Consider the following 26,189-nt stretch of genomic DNA (forward strand, 5'->3'; position numbering starts at 1 on the left):
ATGCTAGATAGGGGTGGACATCCCCTGTGAACGTATATCAGGTTTTTTGAATTTCATGTAAATGACAATTCCCAATAGCATTAATGCAGGAACTGTTATTATTGCCACTAGCAATTCATAATAGATATCTAATCTCTGTGCAGGTTGTACCATAGTTTCGGTTGCACTAAACTTTTCAGGATTGTCATATACTATTGTAGAGAATACAACAGTACGAAAGAGAGATTGGGTTACAGATTCTCTTGCAGCACTATCAATACCTGAAGTTCCACCGCTTACGATATTTTGAAATCTTATCTCTATAGGACCAGAGGTCTCAAAAATTACATTTCTGTAATCGCCGCCAACTTGGGTAATACCTGAATCTTGAAATATCTCTTTACCATTTTGGGTAATTATCATGTCATATTTCATCTTGTCCAGATTGGAATTTGTTAACGCATCATAAGTTTGAAAAACAAATGTTGTTTTTTCAAAAGTCTTGATAATGTTTGGCTCCCAAGTAAGATCAAATTCTATTAACTTATCTGGAGTGAACTGAATTAATGGGAAAGTTTCAATTTTATTGCCTTTTGCATCATGAGGGTAATCAGGAATAGTTTGTTGTACATTTACCACGCCACTCATCCAAGGATGGATTATGCAAAAATAATTGAAAGTTCCTGCCTTATCAAATGTATATGTCCATGATTCATTTGGAATGAACCGCTGACTGTCAAATATTCCATCTGGCTCTCCTAATTCCTTTGTATCCATCCACTCAAATCTACCAGCACCATCACCACTTGTTACTGTGTGTCCCTCACGATCATCATTTACCCAGGTTACAGAGTCACCAACATGAATAGAGAGTATGGGAGGATCATACCAGACTTCTGCAGGCGTATTTAGTTCAGGATTAAAGGCTCCAAACGGAATACTAATTGTATAGTCTTCAGCGTGAGAGTATTTACCATTACCAATTACTAACAAAAAGACTACAGAGGTAAAAAAAAGAGTATGTATGGCATATGCTCTATAGTTTTTTTCAAACATACTCATGAATAATTTATTTATTTCAACTCTAATTAATGATGAGATTGTTTTATCATTGTTCCAAAGAATTTAAAATAAAATAACTTTAGAAAAACATATTGCAAAAGCCAACACTTTCAATCAAAGATAAAACAAATGTTCTTTTGATAGTGGCAGTAGCAGTTCTTTTTATTTCAGTTCCAATAGGATTTGAGAAAATAGATTTGTCAGAGAGAGGATATTACGCAATTCACGTTGTCAGTTTGATTTTTGGTTCGTTCTTATCGGTATTAGGATTTCTTACATATAGAGAATTTAAAAGTACAAGATTGTTAATGGTATTTTGTGCATTTGTTGCAATTACAATAGCTGAAAGTACATCATGGGTTAATTTGTTTTACCCATTTTTTGAAAATTCGTATGGCATACACGGTTATGTCACCCATAGTTTAATTCTTGTAATGCTGTCTTTTTTCATAATAGGTGTTTTTAGATCAGACTAGAAATAAGAAAAGGTATCTGCAAATCTATCTTTCATTTTATCAGTATTACTTGGAGAAATTTTGGCCAAGATATTCTGTACAAATTGTGGTTCTTCTAAAATAAAATAAGGTGTGAAATCAGAAATTCTTTTAATTATTTTTTCTTCAATTAACTTAGTTAGGGTAATAGAAATCGTAGAAGGAGCTCTGTTTGTGCATTTTCTAAAGTCTGCATACGTACCTTTTTTATTTTCTGCAAGAAAAATTATAATTTTCTTTGCTGTTTCTTTTCTTAAATTAATTAACACAGGATATTCAGCAGATGGGATGTGTGAGGGAAAATAATGAGTTCTTCTTGTGAAACGTTTGACAGTAATTTTAGAGTCTTTTTCTAGATTAGACAAGGAATTAGATAAAGTACCAAAAGGATATCCAGATATTTTTTGTATGTCTCGATATGAAATAGCAGGGTTTTTTTGAATAATTTCCAAAATTCGTGAAATTCTAGGATTTGAAACATGGTATCTTCTAGGTTTGTTGTGATAAGTTTTCACTTTAACACCATTTTCAATATATCCTGCAACCTGTAATAATCCAGCGTCTTTGAGAAGTTCTAGTCTACGATAAATTGTACCAAGAGGTATTCCAGTTTCTTTGTGTATCTCAGAGACAGGTTTGTAGGTAGTTGTTGATTTGAGAATTAATCTAGCATACTCATCTCTAAGAAAATCATCAGGTTCCATCAATACCACAATCCTGATTTAACAAGTTTATAAAAAATATTCCCAAAAATTCTATAGTTATACCAGATGTATCCATTAGTACAATGATAGAACATACTTATCAATTATAACTGATCGAAGTTTGTTTGATATGTGAAAAAACCAATTTATTTTGTCATTGGATTTGCATTTTTAGTTATAGTGACACTATCAGTTACAGTATTTGATGAATCAACCAAAACTCAAAAAGACAATGATGAGCATGAAACAGAAATTGTAGTAACTCCTGCTGAGAAATATTCTCTAGATGAAAGAGAGCAACATTGTGGAAGCTCAAAAGCTAAAACAAATCAATATATCAAAGAATTTGAAATCCCAACTCCTTGTACTCAACCCCTTTCCATAATTGCCGACCCTGAAGGTAAAATATGGTTTACACAAACTAATACAGGAAAAATAGCAATGTTTGATCCTGAATCTGAAGAATTTACAGAGTATCAAAACGAAATGTGGTCGTTGAATGGTGCATCAATGATGTGGGGAATTGCATATACAGATGATAATGAGATTTGGTTTACAGATGACAAGTATGGAGCAATATGGAGATTTTCTATTCCAGATGAAACATATTCAAAGTTTGAAATTAAAGGTAAAACAAAAAAAGCATTTCCCCAAAAAATTGCTCTTTACAATGATAATTTTGTAATTAATGATTTCACAGGAAATCAAATGGTTGTTTTAAATCATGAAAAATTAGATGAGGGACAATATACAAATTCCACTCTTTCAATTCCAGAGGGGTTCTTCACAAGTCAGGCAGTTGTTGATAGCGAAGGAAATATGTGGTTTGTAATGTGGAAATATCAAAAAGAAATAATTCTTGTTAAAACAAATTCCATTTCACAAAAAGTAGAGCAATATACACTACCAGAGTCAATTCAAGCTCCAAATGGTGTTGCGATTGGACCATTAGGAGGAATTTGGATTGCAGATACTGCAGGAAATTCATTTTACAAGTTCAATCCAGAGGATAAAAAAGTGATAGAATTTGTCACATCAAAGCCATCAGTTTTGACTTATGGAAATGCCTCAGGACTAATCAAAACGCCAATTACTCGTCCATATTGGAATGCATTTGATTCAGACGGAAAAATGTGGTTTAATCAACAAACAGGGAACAGATTGGCAGTGTTTGATCCAGATTCTGAATCACTAATAGAATACGATATTCCATCAAAAAATCCTAGTTGGTCAGATTGCGGGGATTTAACTGACTGCGGTTTGTCTCAAAGTTTTGGGTTTGCCTTCAAAGATAAACAAGTTTGGTTTACAGAATGGGTAGAAAATAACATTGGGGTCTTAGACACTTCGATTACAATTCCGATTTCACTTGAGATAGAAAAGGAGATCATTGCAATTAAACAAGGAGGACAAAAAGAAATCTTTGTTACCGCTATACCTCAAACAAATCAGAATATTGATTTAGTTTTATCTGGAAATTCAAATTCTGAATTAATCAAAATCAAAACAAACCCAGAACCAACACAAATTTCAGACAGGATGGTGAAGATCCCAATTTTGATAATCGTTGACGAAAAAGCACATCAGGGAGATTATAAAATTCTGTTAAGTATACAACTACAAGACGTGGTAGTATCATCATATGTTTCAGTAAGGATCATCTGATTTTAATATGAAAATACATTCAGGTACTAATTGATCAAAATACATTCAGATGTAGAAAAACATCTCAGTATTGTTTTTATCATAGCAGTATCATTATTTGTATTTGAATTTGTGGGAGGCATACTATCAAATAGCTTAGCCCTTATTGCTGATTCATTTCATGTAATGTTAGATTTTGTGGCGATAGGAATTTCATTAGTTGCTTTTAGAATAGCAAAAAAGAAACACACTTCAGCACTTACATTTGGATTTCACAGAGCCGAAATTATTGCAGCGTTTGTAAATGGAATTTCACTTGTTGCAACATCAGTATTTATTATAATTGAAGCCAACAAAAGAATTTTTGAACCACCAGAAATTGATACAATAATACTAATAATTTTTGCCAGTGTAGGTTTTGTTGCTAACATCATAATGGCTAAAAGACTTGAAAAACATAGTCATTCAAATCTAAATGTACATGGGTCTTATCTTCATGTATTAGGTGATCTTCTTTCTTCTATCGGAGTTATAGTTGGTGCAGTAATAATGATGTTATCTAATAACTTTATAGTTGACGTAGTTGTAAGTATTGGCATTGCATTAGTTATTTTACGTTCTGGAATAATATTGTGTAAAAAATGTCTTCATATTTTCATGGAAGGTACGCCAGAAGAGATCAAAGTATCAGACATAACAAAAGATCTTTTGAACATAGAAGAAATTATAGAAGTACATGATCTTCACATATGGACATTAACTTCGAATCTTTTTTCAATGACAGTTCACATAAAAATAAAACAAGAGGCATTACAGCAACCAGATAAAATCTTAAAAAAAATCAATCATCGAATGAATGAAAAATTTGGTATAATCCATTGTACAGTTCAAATAGAAAGTGAGCACGGATTAATGGATCTTGATGATTAATGTAATGTTTTTCGTCAACAACTGTTAGAATATCAGATTTTTTAGAATATTAAATTAGTACAACCATAAAACATATCTGTAATTATTATACTGGTTTTTTCTATTCGTGGTATTGTTTGAAAACTCAAAGTTTACAATTTTTCTTGTAATTGCAATAGTAGGAGTAGCAGGTTCATTAGTTGGATATCTAAATTGGTATGTTGCACCTGATGAAGTAACTGAAAAAGTCAAAGTGATTGCAAATACTGCTGACGGATGTATTGCCGAATCCTTTGATGGATTCTCTGTAAATATTGGTCCATGTGATGCAAAAGCAGGGGATATTGTAGTTGGAACTTATGACTCTAAAATTAATGAACGAGCAATACTGATGAATCCTACTGGATAGATATGGAAAAACAAAAAATAATTAGTTTTATTGCAATTATAGTCATACTTGGCACAGTAGGATATTCATTATTGAATGTCTATGCTTTAGAACAACTTGAATTTGGTGGAATCGATAATCTTTTTAGATTTTTTTCATTGTATGCTGTAGATACTAAAATCAATATCTGTAACAACTCATGGATTCCTGCAAGTTTTAATGAGTTGGACATACTGATCTATTTTGAAAAAAAACTTTTAGGCACTTATGTAATTGATTCTGCAACCATCAATCCAAATTCAATAGTTAAAGCAAATGGAGAATATGTTTCGGATTCAATAGAGTATTCGCAAACTCTTTTTATGCACTTTGATCATTTGTTTAGTGGTAGTGACAATACCGTTAGAATCGATCCTAGAAAGATGGATGTAGTAACACAATTTCAAACCACAATTATTGGGATTCCATATGTAGTATCAGAACAATACACTGCATTTGACTTTTGGAATATGTTAAATGATGAAGAGAATTTAACATGTTAGTCCTAACTATAATTTAACAGTCATAACTACAGTCCTTGCCAAACTTGGGATTGCATATTTTGCAATCAAGTAGACATTTGTCTTCAGGGCAATAACCACAAAATTGCTTTTTCTTTGATTTCATTGTTTCCCCTTTCCTAAATCAGTAATAGATATAGAATCTTTTTTCCATTTCTGTACGATTATTCCCAATATTGCACCAAATGCCAAATGTGCAATCAATGTAACTACAAAAATATTGTAACCATCCATGTGTTCCATACCAAATGCACCTTTCATCATTATCAAGTATGGTGCCATCATCATAGTTATTTCAATTACTACAGCCCAGATCATTCCATACCACCACTTTCCTTTTCCAATGATTAATGCATAGATTATTCCAAATGTAGCTCCGTTCCAAAAATGCCACAAACCACCTACAAAAAATATGTCTATTGGTGCATGATACAAATTCATCGGAACACCAGACTGCATGATTACTTGTTTAACTTCAGATAATGAAGAAATTTTTTCAGTAAGTAATAGTGCAGGTAATGAAATCATGCTATCCATTGGAATCCATTTTGTAAGCATGTACGCAGGGATTCGTATTGCCTCAAGTGCAAATGAGGCTATAGCTCCAGCCACCATTCCCTTGAACAATCTACTTGTCAATCGAGGATATTTTGAGCGTGCAAGTATCCCTATTGCAAATATGATTACAACTGATGGAATTATTGCCACGTCTCTAAAATCTGCATAAGAAATTATTCCTAAAGGTGGAAGCAATAGCAAGCTTGTAGACGCCCCACTGAGAATTATTACTAGTATTGTCAATCCTAATTCTGACTTGTTACTTTGAATTTGCAATGGATTACTACAAAATTCAAAGTATTTAACATCCAAAGTTCGAAGTAGTGTAGTGACTTTGAATCATCATAGTAATGCAGTTTGTTTATGCCCACTTGATGGAGTAATTGAAACGATTGGTAAGAAATGGACTTTATTATTGGTAAATGAGATTGGTAATCATGGTTCTCTTAGATATAATGATCTTTTAGAAGAATTGAAAGGGATCAGTCCCTCAACTCTAGCGTCAATGCTAAAGGAACTTCAAAAAGAAGACATTATTTCACGAGAAGCATTTAATGAAATTCCTCCACGAGTAGAATATACTCTAACAAAGAGAGGAAAGGAATTACGTACAGCAATTATTCCTATACTAAAATGGGCTACAAAGAAAGGTAATTTCAAAATGCATTGTAATTGTAGTTTATTGAAATGATATGGGTGAGAAATCAAAGAATTTTTTCAGTTCAATTCTCTTGTTCGTTCTAGCTGGTCTTTGCGAGATTGGTGGAGGATACCTAGTCTGGCTTTGGTTGCGTGAGGATTTTAGTTGGATGTTAGGTGCAATTGGTGGTTTTGTGTTATTCTTGTACGGAATAGTTCCAACGTTTCAGAAAACCCACTTTCACAGAATCTACGCAGCTTATGGAGGAGTCTTTATTGTAATGGCAATTTTATGGGGATGGTTAATTGCAGGTGTACCACCAGATACCTATGACATTATTGGAACAATAATTGCAGTGATTGGGGTTGCAATAATTTTCTACTATCCAAGAAAGGGAGAGAAGGTTTGATCGAAGTAGCATCTAGTCTAGGTATTTTCTTTTTTGCAGCACTATTAGAGATTGGTGGAGGATATCTTGTTTGGAAATGGTTGAGAGTCGATAGAGGAATAATATTTGGAGTGATGGGGGGTTTGATTTTATTTTCATATGGTATTATCATGACATTTCAACCTGCTGAGTTTGGTAAAGTCTATGCAACGTATGGAGGAATCTTTGTTGTATCCTCAATTATTTGGGGATACTGGATTGACAAAAAAAGGCCAGACAGATTTGAAATTATAGGTTCTGTGATTGTCTTGATAGGGGTTGCAATCATGTTTTATTGGCCACGTTAAGATTTCAATTATTTCAATCCTTTGTTGGTTCCAATCTGATCATAAGAGCTTGAATCATATTTTATTTTATAGACTTCTTGGAATCCTTCAGATGAATAACCTCCAACGTAGATTTCTTTGTGTTGTGAATCTGCAGCTATGCTTGTAACTGTAAGATCAACATGCTGGAAGCTTTCCCACGAATCACCAAGGTCATCTGATTGTACAAGACCGAATGTTTTGACTGACGCAAACAGTTTCCCATCATCATCAAATGCCAATGCAAACACAGCCAAATCCCTATATGCATCAAGCTGAATCCAAGTTTTTCCCCCATTTTCTGATTTGAAGATTCCTTTGCCAGTTCCTGCAAAGATTAGTTCAGAATTATTAGGTGATATTGCCAGTGCAGAAATGTATTCTGGATATTCTAGAGTGTCCCAAGTTTTTCCAGCATCTATAGTTTTGAACAAGCCTCTTGCACCACTATCAAACCCAATTATCATTTCTGGGGTTTGTTTGCTTATTGCCATTGCATGAAAATCAACAGGAGGTTCTATAACATTTGAAACATGCTCCCAAGTAATTCCGCCATCATTACTTTTGATCAATCCAGTATTTCCCCCAGTAGATGGATGGCCACTTGCATAAAGTGGAATGCCTGGAATTGGAGGTGCATTAAATGCCATATAATCAGCTCTTACCTTGTCTACCTTGACAGGAGGAGAACCACTGATACTTTGATAGAAATCACCATGTGTTGCAATGTACAAAATAGAACTATCTTCAGGATCTATACCAACACCGTGAACATGACGCCAATCAATTATTCGTGAGTCAGTTGATTTAGAATTGTCAGTGTTTTCAATCGGTTCGGAAACAATGGAGGCACCATCCAGAGTTATTGCTACAATTACTATTACTACTATAATTGCACTGGCCACAAATACTTTTTTCTTAGATTCCAAGATTACGGAATCAGCTGTTGCATAAATTGTTGATTATTCATCATGTTATTCATCATCTGAGGGTGCATCATCATGTTATCCATCATCTGTTGACGTAATTTAGGATCATCCATCATGGCATTCATTATTGGACTCATCATGTTGTCCATCATTCCATGCATATGCCAAGGATTGTTTAACATCATATCATGCATGTTCTGCATTACTTGAGGATCATTCATCATTTGACCCATCATGTTATTCATCATTTGTGGATTGTTCATAGTCCAATTACTGTTCATCATAGTTCCCATATTCATCATGTTCATCATTTGATTATTGTTCATCATATCATACATCATTTGTGGATGATTCATCATGTCATACATCATTTGTTGTCTTAGTTCAGGATCATTCATTGCAGTTCCCATAGTACTCATGTTATTCATATTTGACATCATTCCATGATTCATTCCCATCATGTTGCCCATCATCATTCCTTTGCCCATCATAGAATTACCCATCATGTTATTGTTCATCATGTTGTTACCCATCATGCCTTGGTTCATTCCAGAACCCATCATGTTACCATTCATCATATTATTTCCCATCATGTTATTGTTCATCATCATGTTGCCCATCATATTTCCAGTCATCATTTTACCATTCATCATATTCATCATCATTCCATTGTTCATCATGTCTTGCATCATCTGAGGATTGTTCATCATCATATCCATCATTTGTTGACGTAATTCTGGATCATCCATCATTCCCATCATTCCATGATTCATTGAACCGCCCATCATCATATTCATCATAGTGCTATTTCCTCGCATTGTCTGCATCATTGGTTGGTGTTGTGTCATCATGTCCATCATTTGTTGACGAAGTTCTGGATCATCCATCATTGTATTCATCATAGGACTCATCATCTGAGGATTGTTCATCATGGTTGTTTTCATTTGATCAGTCATTGTCTGCAAATGCTGAGGATCATTTTTCATTACATCATACCAAAGTTTTCCAGTTTGCTGATTGTTTAGCATACTATTCATTACACGTTGCATTTGTTGAGGATCATTTGTCATCATATTCATATCCCAATTGCCCCATCCTCTATCTGCCAATCGCAGATAACTATCAGGATTAACACATGCAGTCATCCCCATATTTTTCATCATTGGTACTAGACCATCAGCACATGTGACTTGATTTGGGTTTGTTCCCATCATCATTTGTTGTCTTGGACTCATCATGGTTTGTGCCATGACTTGTTCAGAAAGTAACGATAGTGAAATTGTAGCAATAGCAAAAATTAAGATTATAGAAAATAATGCATTTTTCATACTTTTTTGATAGTATTTTTGTTAAATTTAAAGTATATACCATATTTCATTGATGATTCTAAAATGATAGAATAGGAATCCTCAGATTACGTTGATTTAGATTGTTTTAGATCATTTCTAGCGTCTTTAATTATTGAGAATGATGATTGTAAAAAGAGACTTGCAATTATTCCAGCTACTATAAGATCAGGGTATGAGGTTCCTGTCAAAAAGACAAAACCTGCACCAACTATTACCAAAATATTACCTAGTGCGTCATTTCGGCTAAAGAGCCATACTGCACGAACGTTAGCGTCACCCTTTCTATGTGGAAGCAATATGATAACAGCAAGTACATTTATCAAAAGTGCACCAAATCCAAAGACTCCCATCATTCCAGCTTCTGGAACATGCAGAACTTGTGTGCGATATATTGTATAACCAAGTACTGCAATTCCCATTACCCCTAGAAAGATTCCATGTAAAAAAGCTGAGCGAGCACGTAATTTCAAACCCCATCCTATTGCAAGCAATCCCAAAAATGTGATTGAACCGTCACCTAGAAAATCAAGTGCGTCAGCTTTTAGTGCTTGAGAATCTGCCAAGAATCCCCCAATTATTTCGGCAATCCCGTAGCCTACATTGATTAAAACAACAACCCATAATGCGCGTTTGTATGCAGGTGTAATGTGTGCAAGATCTTTTGGCAAATCATCATCGTCAGGCAATAAATTAGGATTTGGTCATTTAAAATGTAAACATATTGATGATATGTAATTCACAGATCAATCTTTGTTTTAGGAGTTTAGTTAACCAGCAACCATGTTGCACTTTTCACAATCCAAGATCACCATATAGGTTACCAAATCGTGAACGACGTCTTCCAAAAGAAAGCGACTTGAGTGCTTTCATACTTCTAATTGCATCATCTTTTCTCTTTTTTGATTCTACAACACTAGGCCACCAGTCAGGAAAACAAGAGTTACCAATCAAATCAGGATCAACTGAAAGCTTGAATTGGCTACCATACCCATGTCGTCCCCTGGATTCTGTTTTTGATACTGCAATGCCAGAGTTTACCAATTCAACTAACATCTCTGAGAATCGTCTGTAAGATATCTGCCTAGTATCAGAGGAGATAATTTGTTGATACTGCTTGAATAGATCAGATGTGCTATGCCATCCTTCATCATTGACATATGTGAGCCTAGATAGTGCAGCACACGCAAGCCTGAAATGATACGAGCCACCAGAAATTATAGTAGTTATCTGATTTTTTTGTAGCTGGGAAACTGCTTCATCTATATGCCTCTTTGAGATTTTCTTGTTTTCAATTCCAGCTATCTCGCCACTGGTCCTAAGAAGATCAATTGCACGTCTTGCATCACCGTGTTCTTCTGAGCTAATATTGGCGCAATGCTGCAAAACGTCATCATCTATTTTTTTTAAAAATGATTTTTTTGCCCTATTACGAATTATCTTTAGCACATCACTTTGAGAATAAGAATCAAAGTAAATCTCCGAAGCGCCAATTCTAGATATGACTCTGTCATCTAAATTAAATTCAGATAACACTTTGTTTGATATTGTTACAATACACATGTGTTTTTTTAATGTACGGAGTTTTTCTACAAGGACGACAAGTTTGTAAACAAAGTCTGAAGGCTTGCCTCGTTTGTCATAAAATAGTGTATCAAATTCATCAAGACATAAAACAAATAGAGAGTTTCCAGATTTCTCAAGTGTCTCTTTAATCAATCCCTCCAAAATTAAAAATGCAGAGTTTATTCCTTGGGCATTTTTTAGGTTGGGATGTCCCATCTCAGATAAGATTAGGTTGATACATCCAAATACGGTCTTTGCTTTTCTGAAATTTACATAACAAAAATCTAAATCTAAATTTTCACAAACGAATTTGACAATGGTTGATTTTCCAGATCCGCTTCTACCATAAATTGAAACTAGCGGAACAACCAGGCCCTTTTCATATGAAAGCAAATAGTCTACTAATTTTTTTGATTCTGATTCTCGTCCAACTATTGAATTTGGAACCATCAGACTATCAAGAAATGATTTGTTAGAAAATATGGAATTTTGTTTTCTTACATCACCGACAATTTTACGCAGTTCCTTCTTATCCAAGGTATGACCATTAGTTCCACTAGAAACTCATATATAATTATAAAAGTGATTTTTGAGCCTAGAAATTTATAGATTTACTAAGAAATTCACTCAAGACAGGGATAAAGTAGGATATTTTCCTCTTAATGCAATAGTCCCAATAAGGGCAATTGCAAGAATCATCATTGCTATAGTTCCAAACTCAGGTACAACAACTAGAGCAAACTCTGTTTCTTGTCCTGAATTTCTAATGTTTTCAAATTTAATTATTGTTGGACCAGTTTGATCTTCAGCAAATGTAAATTTTTCAAACTCACCTCCAACTTGGGCTGTACCAGATACACGATGAATTTCTTTTCCATTTTGAATTAATACAAATGTATAATCAGAATTTCTTAATGGATCATTTGTCCTTCCATCCCTAATTGTAAAAATAAAATTAGTATCAATCCCTGGTTCAACTTCTAATGGATCCCACGAAAGATTTACTTTAAAGTCCTCACTTTTTGTAAAAGCCTCTAATGGAAATGCTGTGTCTGTACTAGCAGATATTCTAAAACTCATATTGTCTGGTAATGGTTCATCATTTTTTTTCATTTCATTTTTCAAAAATCGTAAATGATCCTCCAACATTACAAGGTGAACTATTCTTTCATGGTCTTCAGTGTAATCGTCAACGGATACTGAAGATTTGAATAATTCAATGTCATTTACATATGCAGAATAGCTAGGAGACAGAAACTCTACAAAATCTTTTGGAAAATGAGTTTCGACATGAACTACTGAAACGTGCGATAATTGTTTTTCACTCCAATCAAATGGCATTTCAAATGTAACTTCTTTAGCCTTAAAATCATACTTGAAATTTGAAATTGAATCAAAATAGGATTTTGATCTAAATTCTACATCATTATTTTCTGAATCCTTTTGCATGAAAGAGACAGTCTCAATTAGGCTCAAATCAGCATTATAGACACCCGCATTCTCTATGATGTTTGTGGGTTCATCAATAGTTCTTATTTCAATCTCAAAATTATAGATACCAGACGACGTAAACAATGGGCCTGTAATTTCAATTGGTTTTGATTCTGTTCCATGCCATGCTCCTAGTAGCGAATCTTGTTCTCCATGAATTGTGATTTTTTCATCTTGTGTAGGATTTACTTTAATTTCCAATACTCCATTATCGGCAAAAAAATAATTTCTAAAAATCATTTCATTTTTATGAAATAAGCCAATGAGAAATGTAACATTTTTTGCATTCTCTTTTGTATCATCTTCAGTTGCAGTAATTGTGATTTGCTCTTGAGCATTTTCAAAATACATTGGCATCTCCACTGAAATTGACAAATTTTTTCCTTGAACATTAACTGAAGAAATCGTGTCAATTCCAAATCCATGTCCATATACACTGCCTGCAGGGAATAGTAAACACATCACAATAACAAATGCAGAATATTTTTTCAGAGACAACATAATTTCAGACATTCAAGGGTTATTTTACTGTCAGTAATTCTTCTACGCTTTGAATTAATTCATCCATGGTTGTGGCCTCCAAAATGGGTTGAAGTTCATTTGGATCTTTTGCACCAAGTGCAGATAATGAATAGATGTAATCAACAGTTGGTGTTTCAGTAGTTAGGTAGTATTGCTCTAATACATGATCTAAAGCATGAGGTTCAACAACTTGCGGTAATGCTTGCCTTACAATTTTCTTTTTCCACAATTCAACTAATTTCTCCCATTTTTCTAATGAAATATTTTCATCAATTTCTGGAATCATTTCAACTTCTGCTTGAATGTACATTTTTTCTTCTGTTCCAATTTTTTCATGAATGCTAGAAATTTCCTGATGTCCTTCTACTGAAAGTGGATCATAGTTTTCAGGTTGGGAAATAGATGGAGGTATGATTTTTTTTATTTTAAATGAATTTCTTCCTATAGTTTCAATGTGAAGCTGTAATCCATCCATCTCAACATCCTCACATTTTGTAATTTTTGCAATAGTTCCAACTAATTTAGGGGAATTCCAACCATTTACAGTATTATTTTCATCAAGAAGACAAACACCAAACTGACCATCACCTATCATACAGTCATCAACTAATTGCTTGTATCGTGGCTCAAAAATTCGAAGTGGAAGTTCTTGTCGTGGAAATAAAACTAAGTCTAATGGAAAAATTGGAATTACTTTAGTTTGTGTCAACAGTTCTATTGAAATCTCTCTAGATATATGGAATACGGATTTTAAAATAAATTAAAATTCATTTTCGTTAAGTGTCAAGCCCAAAATGGCTGCACGAGTATATTTTCCATATTCAGCTTGCTCAAAGTATTTTGCATGCCTTGTTTTATCAACATCTGGTGAAATTTCATCAATTCTTGGAAGTGGATGCATTACAATTGCATCATCTTTCATCTGCTTAATCAAATCTAATCCAACTACATAGCTTCCTTTAACTTTGAGATATTCTTCTTCATCAGGAAATCTCTCCTTTTGAATTCTTGTAACATAGAGAACATCAAGTTCGTCTATTGTTTCTGTAATGTCAGTTGATTCTGCAAAATCTAATCTCTTTTTAATTTCATAAACAGAATCAGATCTAATTTTCAATGATTCCGGAGAAATTAATCTGACATCAACATCATAATTTCCAAGTCCATAAAGTAATGAGTAAACTGTTCGTCCATATTTAAGATCACCTACAATTCCAATCTTTAGACCATCAATCTTTTTCTTTTCTTTTTTGATTGTGAATAAATCTTGAATTGCCTGAGTTGGATGCTCCTCAGTTCCACTACCTGCATTAATTACAGGTTTGTCAGAAACTTCAGCTGCAAATCTGCTAGATCCATCCAAAGTGTGTCTCAATACCAAAACATCAGAATAAATCGACATAATTCTTACAGTATCAGCAAGACTCTCACCTTTTTGAGTTGAGGATGAAGATACATTTGAAATTCCTAAGGAATTTCCCCCAATAGATGCCATTGCAGCATCAAAACTGAGTCGTGTACGAGTACTTGGTTCATAAAAACAATACCCCAAAGTTTTACCTTTACATATCTCTCTTCTGTCAGCAGGATCTAATTGCATTATTTTGTTGGTTGCTGAAAATATTGTTTCTAGTGATTCCTTCTCAAAGTCCTTAATTGAGATGATATCTTTTTGGTAGAACTGGTTCATTCTTTCAATAATATATACAGGTGACTATACAAAGTATTCTGATGGAACAGTCCGAACTTATGGTTCGACGAATCAAAGAAGGCACTGTAATTGACCATATTGATGGAGGTAAGGGCCTTCAGGTTCTTAGCGCATTAAGAATTGATGGTGGAGACGGTGAATTAATAACTATAGCACTAAATGTTCCAAGTGGGAAATTTAAGAAAAAAGACATCATAAAAATTGAAAATAAATTTCTCAAAGATGACGACACAAACAAACTTGCAGTAATTGCACCAAAAGCAACAATCAACATGATAAAGGATTTCAAGCTTGTAGAGAAAAGAAGGGTATCACTTCCAAATGAGATTGACAGAATATTTCGTTGCTCAAATCCTGACTGCATTACAAACAGTACAGAACACATTGAATCCATAATGGATGTAATTGACAAAGACGGAAGAGTGCTCAAATGCAGATACTGTGCCAGAGTTCTAGATGTAAATAAGCTAAAATATAATTAATTAAAAAATTCAAAAATTTGAAAAAGATGTTGTAGGACTATTGTCCTAAGATGATAAACATCATAACTATACCGTAGATAGCAATTGATTCGACCATACCTACGAAGATGAACACCTTAGATTGTAAAGCTGGGTTCTCACTAATGACTGCAAGACCTGCTGCACCTACTTGGCCAAGACCTATTCCTGCTCCACCTGCTGCAATACCAAATGCTAGACCAGCACCGAGGAGTTTCATAGAGTCGCCACTAGATGCACCATCTTCTTGAGCAAATGCAACCCCAGTTGAACCTAGAATTGAAATTGCTGATGCTGCCAAAAGTAACATGACGATAGTTTTCATTGATGTTGTGGCTCCTCTAGGTCCATATTTAAATCATGATGAGGTAATTGTCTCAAATTCGATCTAGTGCTTTCTTTTTGAAAGAGTTCAATTCGTCTTTGATAGATGTTTCAAATTTATCATAATCTGCATCTAATTCTTTTTTTGAATTTTCAAGTACTTTTTTAATTTCTTCTTTTCCCATTACTTTCCACTCTCCATCTTTTCTTTCACTTTTTTTAACTTTGCGAATTCTTCTCTTTCTCTTTCCTCTAGAGTAGACAAAATAAATCGAATGTTATCTTTGTATTGCGGAATAATTACATTTTCAAGAGCATTTAACAATTTTTGAGTCTTTTCTAATGCTTTTGCAAGGCTAAAAATTGAGTTTTCATATTCTGCAGCTTTACAAATTTTTGGCATTAATTCTTTGATTTGTTTTGAAGCTCTATCAATTGAAGAGTTAGTATCTGCAAATCCATATGGCATTGATTTTGTATCTTTTTCAGTAACTGTAAGTGCAGGAATTTTTACATCAACTACTCTTCTAACGTGTAGTTCTACTTCCATTACCGGTGGAGTTGATTCTGCAACAGAATCAACGGTGTTGGTACCAAGTGCAAGATATGCTTCGTTAACAGATTTGTAGATATCTTGCAAGGGTTCCCAGATTCCACCTCTAGCTTTTGAAGCTTCTTGAATCATCTCTTCAATATTTTTTAGGAGAACTTTACGCTTATCATCTAAAATTTGCTGAACCATTACAGCAATCTGAGTTGATTTTTTGTATTTGAAAAGCTCAATTTTTGTTGCTGCAACGTTTTGTCCAAATGACATTTAGTTACTCTTCCTTGTAATATTGATCTACGAATTTATCTTTAATTTTAGTAATCTCATTCTTTGGTAATTTTGATACAATCTTCCACATTAGAGTAAGTGTTTCTTCGATAGTTCTGTTCTCATCAGTTGCTTGAGTAAGGAATTCTTTTTCAAAAGTATCACCAACATCCATGTATTTGAGGTCAATTTCAGTTAGTCCTGCTTTACCTACAATACCTGCTAATGCTCTTACTTCTTGTGCTCTTGAATATGCATCATAAACTTGGTTTGCAACTTCACTATGATCATCCCTAGTACTTCCTTCACCAATTCCGTCTTTCATTAGTCTACTAAGACTCATCAAAATATTGATTGGAGGGTAAACGCCTTGTCTAAACAAATCTCTTCCAACTACTATTTGTCCTTCGGTAATGTAACCGGTAAGGTCAGGTATTGGGTGGGTGATATCATCAGATGGCATTGATAAAATTGGAACTTGTGTTACACTTCCTTTTTTGCCATTAAGTTTTCCTGCTCTTTCGTAAAGTGTTGAAAGGTCAGTATAGAGATAACCAGGATATCCTTTTCTTCCAGGAACTTCCTCTCTTGCTGCACTAATCTCTCTTAGTGCCTCTGCATAGTTTGTCATATCAGTAATTACAACTAAAACGTGCATTCCCAATTCAAATGCCAAATATTCAGCAACAGTTAATGCTACACGAGGAGTAATGATTCTTTCAATTGCAGGATCATCTGCTGTATTTAGAAATAGAACACTCCTCTTTAATGCACCAGATTCTTCAAGACTTCGTCTGAAATATTCTGCTTCACTGTATTGCACACCAATTGCTGCAAAGACTACTGCAAAGTCATCACTGGTACCTACAACACTTGCTTGTCTTGCAATTTGTGCTGCCAAAAGGTTGTGAGACATACCAGAGCCTGAAAAGATTGGAAGTTTTTGTCCTCTAACCAGAGTCATCAATCCATCAATTACAGATACACCAGTTTGGATGAAATCTTTTGGATATTCACGTTGTTCTGGATTCATTGGTTCACCATTAATGTCAATAAATTGATCAGCGATTGGATCTGGTAGCCCATCTTTTGGTCTGCCTAATCCATCAAATACTCTACCTAGTACCTCTTTGGATACTGGCATTTCCATTACTTTACCTACAAATTTTGCATTAGTTCCAGAAATTGATAATCCAGTTGTTCCTTCAAAGACTTGGACAATTGCTTTACCGTTTCCTACTTCGAGAACTTTACCTAATCTTCTTTCGCCATCAGAAGTTTCAATTTCAACTAGTTCATCAAATGCTGCATTTTCAACATCATCAACTACAACCAGAGGACCTTTAATTTCTGCAATCTTACTATATTGAACTCCGCCTTCTGTTGTCAATTTGAAACTTTAACTCCTGTAATTGATTTGAATTGTTCTTGCATGTCTTTATCTAATTGATCAAGTTTTGGCATCTCATCATCTTTGATATCCATTCTTGCTTTGAGTATACTTGAAACTACAGATAATTCACGTATATCAGATAGCGCTGCTCCTTCTTTGAGTGCTTGCTGTCCTTTGTTGTAAAAGTCAACTAATAATTTCATTAATTTGAATTGTTTTTCAGGACTACAATAGGTGTCAACATCATCAAATGAGTTTTGTTGTAACAGAGCAATCTTTACCATTCTTGCAACTTCAAGAATTAACTTTTCTTCATCAGGTAGTGCTTCAGGTCCTAAGAGTCTGACAATTTCTTTTAGTGTGTCTTCTCTTTGTAAGATACCATATGTCTCACTTCTTATGTTAAACCAATCCTCACTAATGTTTTTACTCCACCATTTTGCAATATCAGCAAGATAACCAGAATAACTGTTCATCCAGTTAATTGATGGGTAATGTCTAGAGTATGCAAGTTTTGCATCCAAAGCCCAGAAAGTTTTGATAAATCTCATTGTGTGAGTTGTAACTGGTTCTGTAAAGTCACCACCAGATGGAGATACAGCACCAATCAAAGTAACTGAACCGTCACGTTCTGGACTTCCACTTGCTTGAACACGACCTGCTCTTTCATAAAATTCTGCTAATCTTGATGCAAGATATGATGGATAACCTTCTTCTGCTGGCATCTCTTCTAATCTACCACTCATTTCTCTGAGTGCTTCAGCCCATCTACTTGTTGAATCTGCTACAAGTACAACGTCTTTTCCCATATCTCTGTAATATTCTGCAATTGTTACACCAGTATAGATACTAGCCTCTCTTGCTGCTACTGGCATATTACTAGTATTTGCAACAAGAACGGTTCTATCCATAAGTGGTTTTCCACTACGTGGATCTTTAAGATGTGGGAATTCAACTAAAACTTCAGTCATTTCATTTCCTCTTTCACCGCAACCAATGTAGACTACAACTTGAGAATCTGCCCATTTTGCAATTTGGTGCAATGTAACTGTCTTTCCTGTTCCAAATGCACCAGGAATTGAACCAGTTCCTCCTTTTGCAATTGGGAAGAATGTATCAATAACACGTTGACCTGTAAGTAATGGAACTGTAGGATCATATCTTTTATTGTATGGACGTGGTTTTCGTACAGGCCATTTGTGATACATTTTGAGTTGAATGGATTGTCCATCTTTCTCAGTAGTAGCTAGTACAGTTTCTAAATCATAATCACCTTCAGATACCAAATTTGAGATTACACCACCTGGATGATCTGGTGGGACCATGATGGAGTGTTCAATAAGATCAGTTTCTTGAACAGTGCCGATGATAAATCCTGGATGAACTACATCGCCATTAGAAGCAGTTGGAACAAAGTGATATTTTTTTGTCATATCTACTGGAGTAGTTGTGATACCTCTTCCAATGAAAGACCCAGAAGCTTTTGATAATTCTCTCAGTGGTCTTTGAATTCCATCATAAAGTTGTCCAATAATTCCTGGACCTAATAATACACTAAGTGGGTTTCCAGTACCAACAACAGGTTCACCTGGTTTTAATCCACTTGTTGACTCGTAAACTTGAATAAATGCGACATCACCAGTTAAACGAATTACTTCGCCTACTAATTTTGAATTACCAACAGTTACAGTCTCATACATTTTTGCATCAGACATACCATCTGCTCTTACAGCTGGGCCACTTACCCACACAATTCTACCTTGAGCTGCCATCTAATTTCCTACTCCGAATTTTGATGCAATGTCTTTCCTTATTAAAGGCTTCAGGCGTTCAATTCTTGCATCAATTGTATTATCAAATGTCATGGCACCGTCTTTTGACTTTACTATAATTCCACCAAGACAATCAATTGTGTTAGGGGATAACTCAGCTCCTGAGAATGAAGATAGTGAAGATTGTACTACATCCTTATCTTTAGCATTTGTAAAAACTGTAATTTCAGTAGTACCCAAAATTTGAGTTGATTCTTCTAACATTGTTTTAATCAAATTTGAATAATCGCCACTTCTATCAGTATTTGCTATTTCATCAAGTGCTTTTGAAAAGACCTTTTCAACTGCCTCTTCTAATATTGTGAGTTGTTTATTTCTGGCCTCAATATCAGAACTTCCAATGATCTGTTTTTCGATCTTATCAGCCTCTTTTTTACCATCTGAAATAATTTTATCGTATTCACTTTCTAATTTTGGTATAGAATCCTCTAGTTTTTGCTGAGATTCGCCAAGTGCTGTTTTAATGTTTGAAAGGATATCTTTTTCAGTGTTATTGAGAATTTTGTCAATCGTAGTTTCTAAAGCCGAATTAGATGCCAATGGGTGCCGTTGACCCATAATGGATTTTAATGTTTGGGAAAGATACAATCAGAAAGATATTAAACTCAATGAAAACACCCAAAATTTGTCTTGGGAACAGCCGATCTAAAACTAGGAACCGTCATATTACCTAGAAGTGAGTCCCCTAAAGCAATTTCTAGATTAACAGAGTTTGAGTGGTATCACAAAATAGATTCTGCTAATGATTTAGTAACTCCAGAAATTGATGATCTTCTACTAAAGGCTCAACAAACTTACCAATCAATTGATGATGTCATAAAAGGAATGGGAATTCCACTAACTGTAGGAATTATGGAGATTTTGTTCAAGGGTACTGTAATCAAGAAAAAGGATTATGAAATTAATGAAATTGAAGAGATGGTAGAGCAGTTAAGTAAAGAGGCACCATCAATTATTGACGAACCTGCAAAGTTGTTAGAAGATGCTGCAAACACTAGAGTTTCAATTGAAGAATACAATTCACTCAAAGACACACTAGAAGTAATCAGAAAAATGAAGATGGATCTTTCTGGATTTGGTTTAATGAAATATTTTTTCACTAATTTATTTGTCATAAATTCTGCTGATTTTGATGAGATTAGTCGCTCACTTGAGGGTATTACAATTTACAAGTATGATTTAGAAAATAAGGAAAAATCTGCAATTCTGATAATTTCAGATACTGCTGATTCTGAGAAAGTTCTAAAGGTTCTAAGAAGTTTTAATTCCAATATTTTCAAAATTCCAGAGGGTTTTCCACAAATTCCTAGTGAGGCATACGAACTTGCAGAATCAAAAATAAAGGAATTAACAGCAAAACAAGCATCAATCAAAAAAGATTTAGCAAAATTAACAAAAAAAGTAAGACGAGATATTCTTTCTCTGCATGAAAAAGCACTAGTTGCAAAAGATGTGCTTGAGACGTTGAGAAAGCCAGGCGGGACAAAAAACTTTGCAGTAATTCAAGGATTTATTCCACAAAAAATGGAAGGAAAATTCACAGAGTCCACAAAACAATGGATGTCAGTTGTAGAAGACATTACAGATCCAAAATTAAGAGAAGAGATTCCCACATTATTTGATAATAAAAAATTCGTTAGAACTTTTGAAGTAATTACAAAAAGTCAAGGTATTCCAAAGTCAGGAGAACCAGACCCAACTCCAATGATTGCTTTGATGTGGCCAATATTTTATGGATTGATGTTTGCGGATATGGGTCACGGATTGCTACTAATGGCACTTGGATTACTATTCAAGTTCAAAGGACAAGGTGAGCTGTCAAGATGGGGAATGCTAATTGCAATCTCTGGCGCATCAGCTGCCATAGCGGGTGTTGGTGCAGGAGAAGCGTTTGGATATCATCTTGATCATATGGGTCCATTTGAAGGATTATTAGAGAAAGGAGGTGCATTGCATTCTGTTAGTTGGATAGTTGGTATTCTCAGCGTTGCTGAATTAACATTTGAACAAGTAATCAATATCCTCAAAGTTTCATTATTCATCGGAATTGTACATTTAGTTTGGGCAATGGCTCTACGTGTAATCAGATTACTAAAAGAAGGACACAAGATGGTAGTATTTACTGAAGCAATTCCAAACATTACACTTTACGGCGGAATTGTAGTTATCATGATGTGTGCAATTGGTTCACAATATGATGTCATGAACATGTATTCCAAAGTCCACACCGAAGCAGTTCCATGGGTTACAATGTTCTTAGGTGATTGGGCACAAGTTTGGATTATTACAAGAATTTCCGTAATCATTGTAATTGCATCAATGGTAATCATGATGGTTGGAGGTGTGATGCATGCAAAGAAGCATCCAGAAGATGGAGCAGATCCTGCTAGTGTGATTATGGAAGTGCTCTTAGGAAAAACGGTTGAAAGTTTAGCTCATACAATTAGCTACGCTCGACTTGGAATTATGTTACTTGTACATGCGGCTTTGCTGTTGACTGTAAATAATGCATTTTCATCATTAGGAGGTGCTGCATCAGGAGGAGCAATGGCTATGATCATCGGCGGTAACTTAGGAATTATGATGATTGAAGGATTGATTGTGTATATCCAGTCACTCAGATTGCACTTGTATGAATTCTTTACAAAATGGTATGTTGGTGGTTCCCAACCATTCAGACAGATTAGACCAGAGTTAATTTACAATCAATTCATCTGGAAAAGAAAATAAATTAAAAAATGCTTTAGTTGGTTTCATAAAGATTTACTGTGACTTTGGTAGTCCATGGTTTTAGCTCATCAGGCAATACCACCAATAATCCACTATCTTTTTTAATATTTTTACAAGAGCCACTAAAGCTTTGTTTGTTTTGTCCAAAGCAGCCTAATTCAGTATAAGAGTAAAACTGAGAATTGGCAAAGTTTTCACGTTGTTCAAATGATGAAACAAAATACACATCAAACCCTAAATCTTTGTTATCAGTTTTTACACTATAATCATATGATGTTATTTCTTTAGATGTGCATATAGGGAAAAATTGTGCATATCCATTTTTAATTTTTAATTGTTGTTCTAAATTATCATAATTTGTGTTTTCAACGTTTGGATATAATGAGATGTCTGGATCTGAACTTAGTTGCTTTCCTTGAATATATTCAATTTCATGTCTTACAGCATCTACTGCTTTTCTATAGAGCATGGGTTGCCAATCTTCTTGGCATTCACTAAATTCGTGTTTCAATTCAACAAATGATTTACCATTAATTTCTTGAAGTTGATTTGTATTGTATTCTTTTGATTCTGCATCAAATACATGATTTATTTCAGAATCTTTATTGGATTTGTGCCAAGAGTTTGTCACCTCAAAAATAATATTCTTTGAATCACTTTGCCATTCTGATAGTAAATGAACATATACAGAATATTTGTTTATTACCTGCTGAGTTTCTGATGCAAAAATCAAATGACCAAAAAAGGCATTTACAAATATTACAGAAAATGCAAAAATTGGAATTACAATATAGAGAAAAATTTTCATATCTTTACTCATAGATTATTTTTCCACAGGTAATTCTAGTTTGTTTCCCCATTCTCCCCAAGAGCCAAGGTAAACTCGAACATTTTTGAATCCAAGTTTTTTCAAAGCAAGAAAGGAATTGGCAGCCCTATACGCACCTTGACAATAAGTGATAATTTCTGAATCTTTTGGAAAATCATACATTTTGGATAATTGTTCATTATTTTTGAAAGTACCATCATCATTGATATTTTGATTCCAATCAAGATTGATAGCATTTGGAATATGCCCTGATTGAGCAGCTCTAATCATACTTCCATCATATTCCGCAATTGAGCGAGCATCAAGGATTTTAATTTTATCAAGATTATTTTTGATGTGTTCATATCCTGAAATAATATCTGGATTAATTTTTCCTGAAAACTTTGATGGTCTGAAACCATTGGGTTTTGTCTCAAGTGGCAGATTTTCTTTTGTCCATTTTGTTATCCCACCATCCAACATCAATACTTGTTCATGAGAAAAATACATCAACATCCAAACTCCTCTTGCTGCGAGCATTCCAGAAACAGAATCATAAAAAATGACTTTTTTTTCTGGGGTTACTCCAAGAATTGAAAGAAGGTTTTGAGTTTGATTGTTAAAATTTTCTATTCCTTGTTTTGTTGTATCAATCCAATGAAATGCAAATAAATCCAAATGAACCGCTCCAGGTATATGACCTTCAGAATATTCCTTGAAAGAACGAGTGTCAGCTATGATTACATTAGGATCATCAAGAATTGAATTTAGATCAGTTGTAGAGATTAACATGATTTGGGTAAAATGATCAAATCTAAATTGATTTGGGTTGGATAATAAAAAGAAGAAAAGAAAAGGGTTTTTCTTATTCGTTTACGTATGCTCTTTCGCCATGCTGTGCCAAATCGAGACCAATCTCCTCTTCTTTTGGAGTGACTCTGATTCCGCCAGGCCATACGGCATCCATTACTTTCAGGATTACAATAGTAACACCAAAGGCATAGCCTATTGATATTGCAGCACCGATGATGCTGATTGCTTGCTGTTCCATTCCTTCTGCAGTTCCGGTCCATGCACCGATACCGTCTCCAGTATCCCAAATGTGTGGACTAGCCAATGTACCAGTCAAAATTGCACCTGTAAGACCACCCATTCCGTGTACTCCCCATACATCTAATGCGTCGTCCCATTTGCGTGCACTCTTGAATGCAATTGCTGCATAACAAATTGTACCAGCTGCAATACCGATTATAATCGCAGCCATTGGACCTACCCAACCAGAGGCTGGTGTGATTGCTACCAATCCTGCTACTGCTCCTGATGCAGCTCCTACGACACTTGGTTTTCCTGTATGTGCCCAAGACATGAGCACCCAAGTGACTGCAGCCATACCAGTTGCTGTATTTGTAACAGTCCATGCGCTGACGGTAATGCCGTCTACCATAACTTCACTTCCTGCGTTGAAGCCAAACCATCCGAACCATAGGATTCCTGCGCCGAGGACTACCATTGGGATGTTGTGTGGCTCCATTGGAACTTTGCCATATCCAAGTCGTCTACCAAGGACTAAGGCACCTGCCAATGCAGCGAATCCTGAAGATATGTGTACTACAGTACCACCAGCAAAGTCTAATGCATATGAAGGTGATAAGTCTGGATCGAGATCTATTGAACCTCCTCCTATGTATCCGCCTCCCCAGACCCAATGTGCTATTGGATCATAAACGAAGGTTCCCCATAAGAGTACGAATATGACTAATGCGCTGAATTTGATTCTGTCAATTAATCCACCAATGATTAGAACTGGTGTGATAATTGCAAATGTTGCTTGGAACATTGCAAATAGTTGGTGAGGTACTGTACCAGGCCAACCTTGACTACAAACATCGCCTTCCACCATTGCATTCATCTGGTAAGCCGCTGACCATGTGTCTCCACATGCGCCTGCTTCACCTAATGGTGCGTATGGTGAAACCATGTTAAATCCGACATAATCGAGATTTCCCATAAACAAGTTTGCATCTGAATCAATTCCGCCAAATGCTAGTGAGTAACCCCATAGAACCCATTGTACTGACATTAGACCCATTACGATTAAGGTCATACCAAGTACGTTGACGATGTTCTTTGATCTGGCTAATCCGCCATAAAAGAAACCGACACCTGGGGACATGAAGAGTACTAATGAAGTTGCAGTTAGCATCCATGCTGTATCACCTGTATCTATTTTACAAGGTAGCATGCTGCCATCTTCTTCATACCAACATTCGTTAGGGTTACCAGTGTAAATTCCACTGGTTCCCTTTACATATCCGTCCATACCATCCTCAACTTGCTGTGCATATGCTTGTGACATAGCACCTGCTGCTGTGATTGATACTGCGGCTACAAGTAATAGAGCATACTTGTAGTTCCTAGAATTCATTAAATTTATCGAAATTGAAAATTATTTAAGCATTGGAGACTGGAAAGGTATCAAAAAAGTAAATTATTATATTTTAGTATATTCTGATAGTAACATAAAATATG

Annotated in this window: 29 protein-coding genes; 10 read left to right on the top strand and 19 right to left on the bottom strand. The window is 34.9% G+C overall.

The window, feature by feature from the left end:
- Nucleotides 1-3 precede the first annotated feature (3 nt).
- A complete protein-coding gene (locus tag C6990_RS00825) occupies nt 4-1,041 on the bottom strand; it encodes a cupredoxin domain-containing protein (protein WP_255465063.1) in 1,038 nt (345 codons plus the stop codon).
- A gap of 92 nt (nt 1,042-1,133) precedes the next feature.
- On the opposite strand from C6990_RS00825, the gene C6990_RS00830 reads away from it, so the two are divergent.
- Nucleotides 1,134-1,517: a hypothetical protein gene (locus C6990_RS00830; protein ID WP_182127855.1), complete on the top strand. Its 384-nt coding sequence runs from the start codon at nt 1,134-1,136 to the stop codon at nt 1,515-1,517.
- Here the strand turns inward: C6990_RS00830 and C6990_RS00835 are convergent.
- Nucleotides 1,514-2,239 carry a winged helix-turn-helix transcriptional regulator gene (locus C6990_RS00835; protein WP_182127856.1) on the bottom strand — a complete coding sequence of 242 codons (726 nt, stop codon included), beginning with the start codon at nt 2,237-2,239 and terminating at the stop codon, nt 1,514-1,516. The two genes, C6990_RS00830 and C6990_RS00835, sit on opposite strands and share 4 nt — an antisense overlap.
- A gap of 132 nt (nt 2,240-2,371) precedes the next feature.
- Between C6990_RS00835 and C6990_RS00840 the strand changes: the two genes are divergently transcribed.
- From C6990_RS00840 to C6990_RS00855, 4 genes are all read left to right on the top strand, one after another.
- The gene (locus C6990_RS00840; RefSeq protein WP_255465065.1) at nt 2,372-3,904 is read left to right on the top strand and encodes a Vgb family protein; all 1,533 of its coding nucleotides are present in this window, start codon (nt 2,372-2,374) and stop codon (nt 3,902-3,904) included.
- Nucleotides 3,905-3,934: 30 nt separating this feature from the next.
- The gene (locus C6990_RS00845; protein ID WP_182127857.1) at nt 3,935-4,813 is read left to right on the top strand and encodes a cation diffusion facilitator family transporter; all 879 of its coding nucleotides are present in this window, start codon (nt 3,935-3,937) and stop codon (nt 4,811-4,813) included.
- Between the two features lie 106 nt (nt 4,814-4,919).
- Entirely contained in the window at nt 4,920-5,201 is a 282-nt protein-coding gene (locus C6990_RS00850) for a hypothetical protein (RefSeq protein WP_255465066.1), read from the top strand.
- Nucleotides 5,202-5,203: 2 nt separating this feature from the next.
- Nucleotides 5,204-5,722, top strand: coding sequence for a hypothetical protein (locus C6990_RS00855; RefSeq protein WP_182127858.1), 519 nt, complete (start codon nt 5,204-5,206; stop codon nt 5,720-5,722).
- A 120-nt stretch (nt 5,723-5,842) separates the two neighbouring features.
- Here the strand turns inward: C6990_RS00855 and C6990_RS00860 are convergent, their stop codons facing one another.
- Entirely contained in the window at nt 5,843-6,574 is a 732-nt protein-coding gene (locus C6990_RS00860) for a hypothetical protein (protein ID WP_182127859.1), read from the bottom strand.
- A gap of 52 nt (nt 6,575-6,626) precedes the next feature.
- Between C6990_RS00860 and C6990_RS00865 the strand changes: the two genes are divergently transcribed.
- From C6990_RS00865 to C6990_RS00875, 3 genes are read left to right on the top strand one after another with little or no spacing between them, the layout of a single operon-like run.
- Nucleotides 6,627-6,989 (top strand): winged helix-turn-helix transcriptional regulator, encoded by a 363-nt coding sequence (locus tag C6990_RS00865; RefSeq protein ID WP_220463361.1) that lies wholly within the window; start codon nt 6,627-6,629, stop codon nt 6,987-6,989.
- 1 nt (nt 6,990) lies between these two features.
- Nucleotides 6,991-7,347, top strand: a complete 357-nt coding sequence (locus tag C6990_RS00870) for a YnfA family protein (protein ID WP_182127860.1) — start codon at nt 6,991-6,993, stop codon at nt 7,345-7,347.
- A complete protein-coding gene (locus C6990_RS00875; RefSeq protein WP_182127861.1) occupies nt 7,344-7,673 on the top strand; it encodes a YnfA family protein in 330 nt (109 codons plus the stop codon). Before C6990_RS00870 ends, C6990_RS00875 begins: the two co-directional genes overlap by 4 nt.
- An 8-nt stretch (nt 7,674-7,681) precedes the next feature.
- Here the strand turns inward: C6990_RS00875 and C6990_RS00880 are convergent, their stop codons facing one another.
- The 7 genes from C6990_RS00880 to pyrB form a co-directional block, all read right to left on the bottom strand.
- Nucleotides 7,682-8,620 (bottom strand): WD40/YVTN/BNR-like repeat-containing protein, encoded by a 939-nt coding sequence (locus tag C6990_RS00880; protein WP_182127862.1) that lies wholly within the window; start codon nt 8,618-8,620, stop codon nt 7,682-7,684.
- Between the two features lie 2 nt (nt 8,621-8,622).
- Complete coding sequence (locus C6990_RS00885) at nt 8,623-9,948, bottom strand: hypothetical protein (protein WP_182127863.1); 1,326 nt, start codon at nt 9,946-9,948, stop codon at nt 8,623-8,625.
- A gap of 86 nt (nt 9,949-10,034) precedes the next feature.
- Nucleotides 10,035-10,655: a cation efflux transmembrane domain-containing protein gene (locus C6990_RS00890; RefSeq protein WP_182127864.1), complete on the bottom strand. Its 621-nt coding sequence runs from the start codon at nt 10,653-10,655 to the stop codon at nt 10,035-10,037.
- 106 nt (nt 10,656-10,761) lie between these two features.
- Nucleotides 10,762-12,069, bottom strand: a complete 1,308-nt coding sequence (locus C6990_RS00895) for a Cdc6/Cdc18 family protein (protein WP_182127865.1) — start codon at nt 12,067-12,069, stop codon at nt 10,762-10,764.
- Nucleotides 12,070-12,159: 90 nt separating this feature from the next.
- Nucleotides 12,160-13,536 carry a PEFG-CTERM sorting domain-containing protein gene (locus tag C6990_RS00900; RefSeq protein ID WP_255465069.1) on the bottom strand — a complete coding sequence of 459 codons (1,377 nt, stop codon included), beginning with the start codon at nt 13,534-13,536 and terminating at the stop codon, nt 12,160-12,162.
- Between the two features lie 7 nt (nt 13,537-13,543).
- Nucleotides 13,544-14,254, bottom strand: a complete 711-nt coding sequence (locus tag C6990_RS00905; RefSeq protein ID WP_182127866.1) for an LON peptidase substrate-binding domain-containing protein — start codon at nt 14,252-14,254, stop codon at nt 13,544-13,546.
- Between the two features lie 51 nt (nt 14,255-14,305).
- Nucleotides 14,306-15,235, bottom strand: a complete 930-nt coding sequence (pyrB, locus tag C6990_RS00910) for an aspartate carbamoyltransferase (protein WP_182127867.1) — start codon at nt 15,233-15,235, stop codon at nt 14,306-14,308.
- Between the two features lie 41 nt (nt 15,236-15,276).
- Here pyrB and pyrI point away from each other — a divergent pair, with 41 nt between their 5' ends.
- Entirely contained in the window at nt 15,277-15,738 is a 462-nt protein-coding gene (pyrI, locus tag C6990_RS00915) for an aspartate carbamoyltransferase regulatory subunit (protein WP_182127868.1), read from the top strand.
- A gap of 37 nt (nt 15,739-15,775) precedes the next feature.
- Here pyrI and C6990_RS00920 read toward each other — a convergent pair whose 3' ends face one another.
- From C6990_RS00920 to C6990_RS00940, 6 genes are all read right to left on the bottom strand, one after another.
- Entirely contained in the window at nt 15,776-16,066 is a 291-nt protein-coding gene (locus tag C6990_RS00920; RefSeq protein WP_179373023.1) for an ATP synthase subunit C, read from the bottom strand.
- Nucleotides 16,067-16,133: 67 nt separating this feature from the next.
- Complete coding sequence (locus C6990_RS10925) at nt 16,134-16,265, bottom strand: hypothetical protein (RefSeq protein ID WP_255465071.1); 132 nt, start codon at nt 16,263-16,265, stop codon at nt 16,134-16,136.
- Entirely contained in the window at nt 16,265-16,897 is a 633-nt protein-coding gene (locus C6990_RS00925) for a V-type ATP synthase subunit D (RefSeq protein WP_182127869.1), read from the bottom strand. Before C6990_RS00925 ends, C6990_RS10925 begins: the two co-directional genes overlap by 1 nt.
- Before the next feature lie 4 nt (nt 16,898-16,901).
- The gene (locus C6990_RS00930) at nt 16,902-18,287 is read right to left on the bottom strand and encodes a V-type ATP synthase subunit B (RefSeq protein ID WP_182127870.1); all 1,386 of its coding nucleotides are present in this window, start codon (nt 18,285-18,287) and stop codon (nt 16,902-16,904) included.
- Nucleotides 18,284-20,062: a V-type ATP synthase subunit A gene (locus tag C6990_RS00935; protein WP_182127871.1), complete on the bottom strand. Its 1,779-nt coding sequence runs from the start codon at nt 20,060-20,062 to the stop codon at nt 18,284-18,286. Before C6990_RS00935 ends, C6990_RS00930 begins: the two co-directional genes overlap by 4 nt.
- On the bottom strand, nt 20,063-20,680 hold the full coding sequence (locus C6990_RS00940) for a V-type ATP synthase subunit E (protein ID WP_182127872.1): 618 nt from the start codon (nt 20,678-20,680) through the stop codon (nt 20,063-20,065).
- A gap of 72 nt (nt 20,681-20,752) precedes the next feature.
- On the opposite strand from C6990_RS00940, the gene C6990_RS00945 reads away from it, so the two are divergent.
- The gene (locus C6990_RS00945; RefSeq protein ID WP_182127873.1) at nt 20,753-22,852 is read left to right on the top strand and encodes a V-type ATP synthase subunit I; all 2,100 of its coding nucleotides are present in this window, start codon (nt 20,753-20,755) and stop codon (nt 22,850-22,852) included.
- Nucleotides 22,853-22,865: 13 nt separating this feature from the next.
- On the opposite strand, the gene C6990_RS00950 is transcribed toward C6990_RS00945, so the two are convergent.
- The 3 genes from C6990_RS00950 to C6990_RS00960 all read right to left on the bottom strand — a co-directional run bounded on the left by C6990_RS00950 (nt 22,866) and on the right by C6990_RS00960 (nt 26,085).
- Nucleotides 22,866-23,672 carry a hypothetical protein gene (locus C6990_RS00950; protein WP_255465073.1) on the bottom strand — a complete coding sequence of 269 codons (807 nt, stop codon included), beginning with the start codon at nt 23,670-23,672 and terminating at the stop codon, nt 22,866-22,868.
- A 3-nt stretch (nt 23,673-23,675) separates the two neighbouring features.
- Nucleotides 23,676-24,452, bottom strand: a complete 777-nt coding sequence (locus C6990_RS00955; RefSeq protein ID WP_182127874.1) for a sulfurtransferase — start codon at nt 24,450-24,452, stop codon at nt 23,676-23,678.
- Nucleotides 24,453-24,525: 73 nt separating this feature from the next.
- Nucleotides 24,526-26,085: an ammonium transporter gene (locus C6990_RS00960; RefSeq protein ID WP_182127875.1), complete on the bottom strand. Its 1,560-nt coding sequence runs from the start codon at nt 26,083-26,085 to the stop codon at nt 24,526-24,528.
- Nucleotides 26,086-26,189: the final 104 nt, after the last annotated feature.

This window comes from Nitrosopumilus sp. b3 (assembly GCF_014078525.1).
Lineage (GTDB): Archaea > Thermoproteota > Nitrososphaeria > Nitrososphaerales > Nitrosopumilaceae > Nitrosopumilus.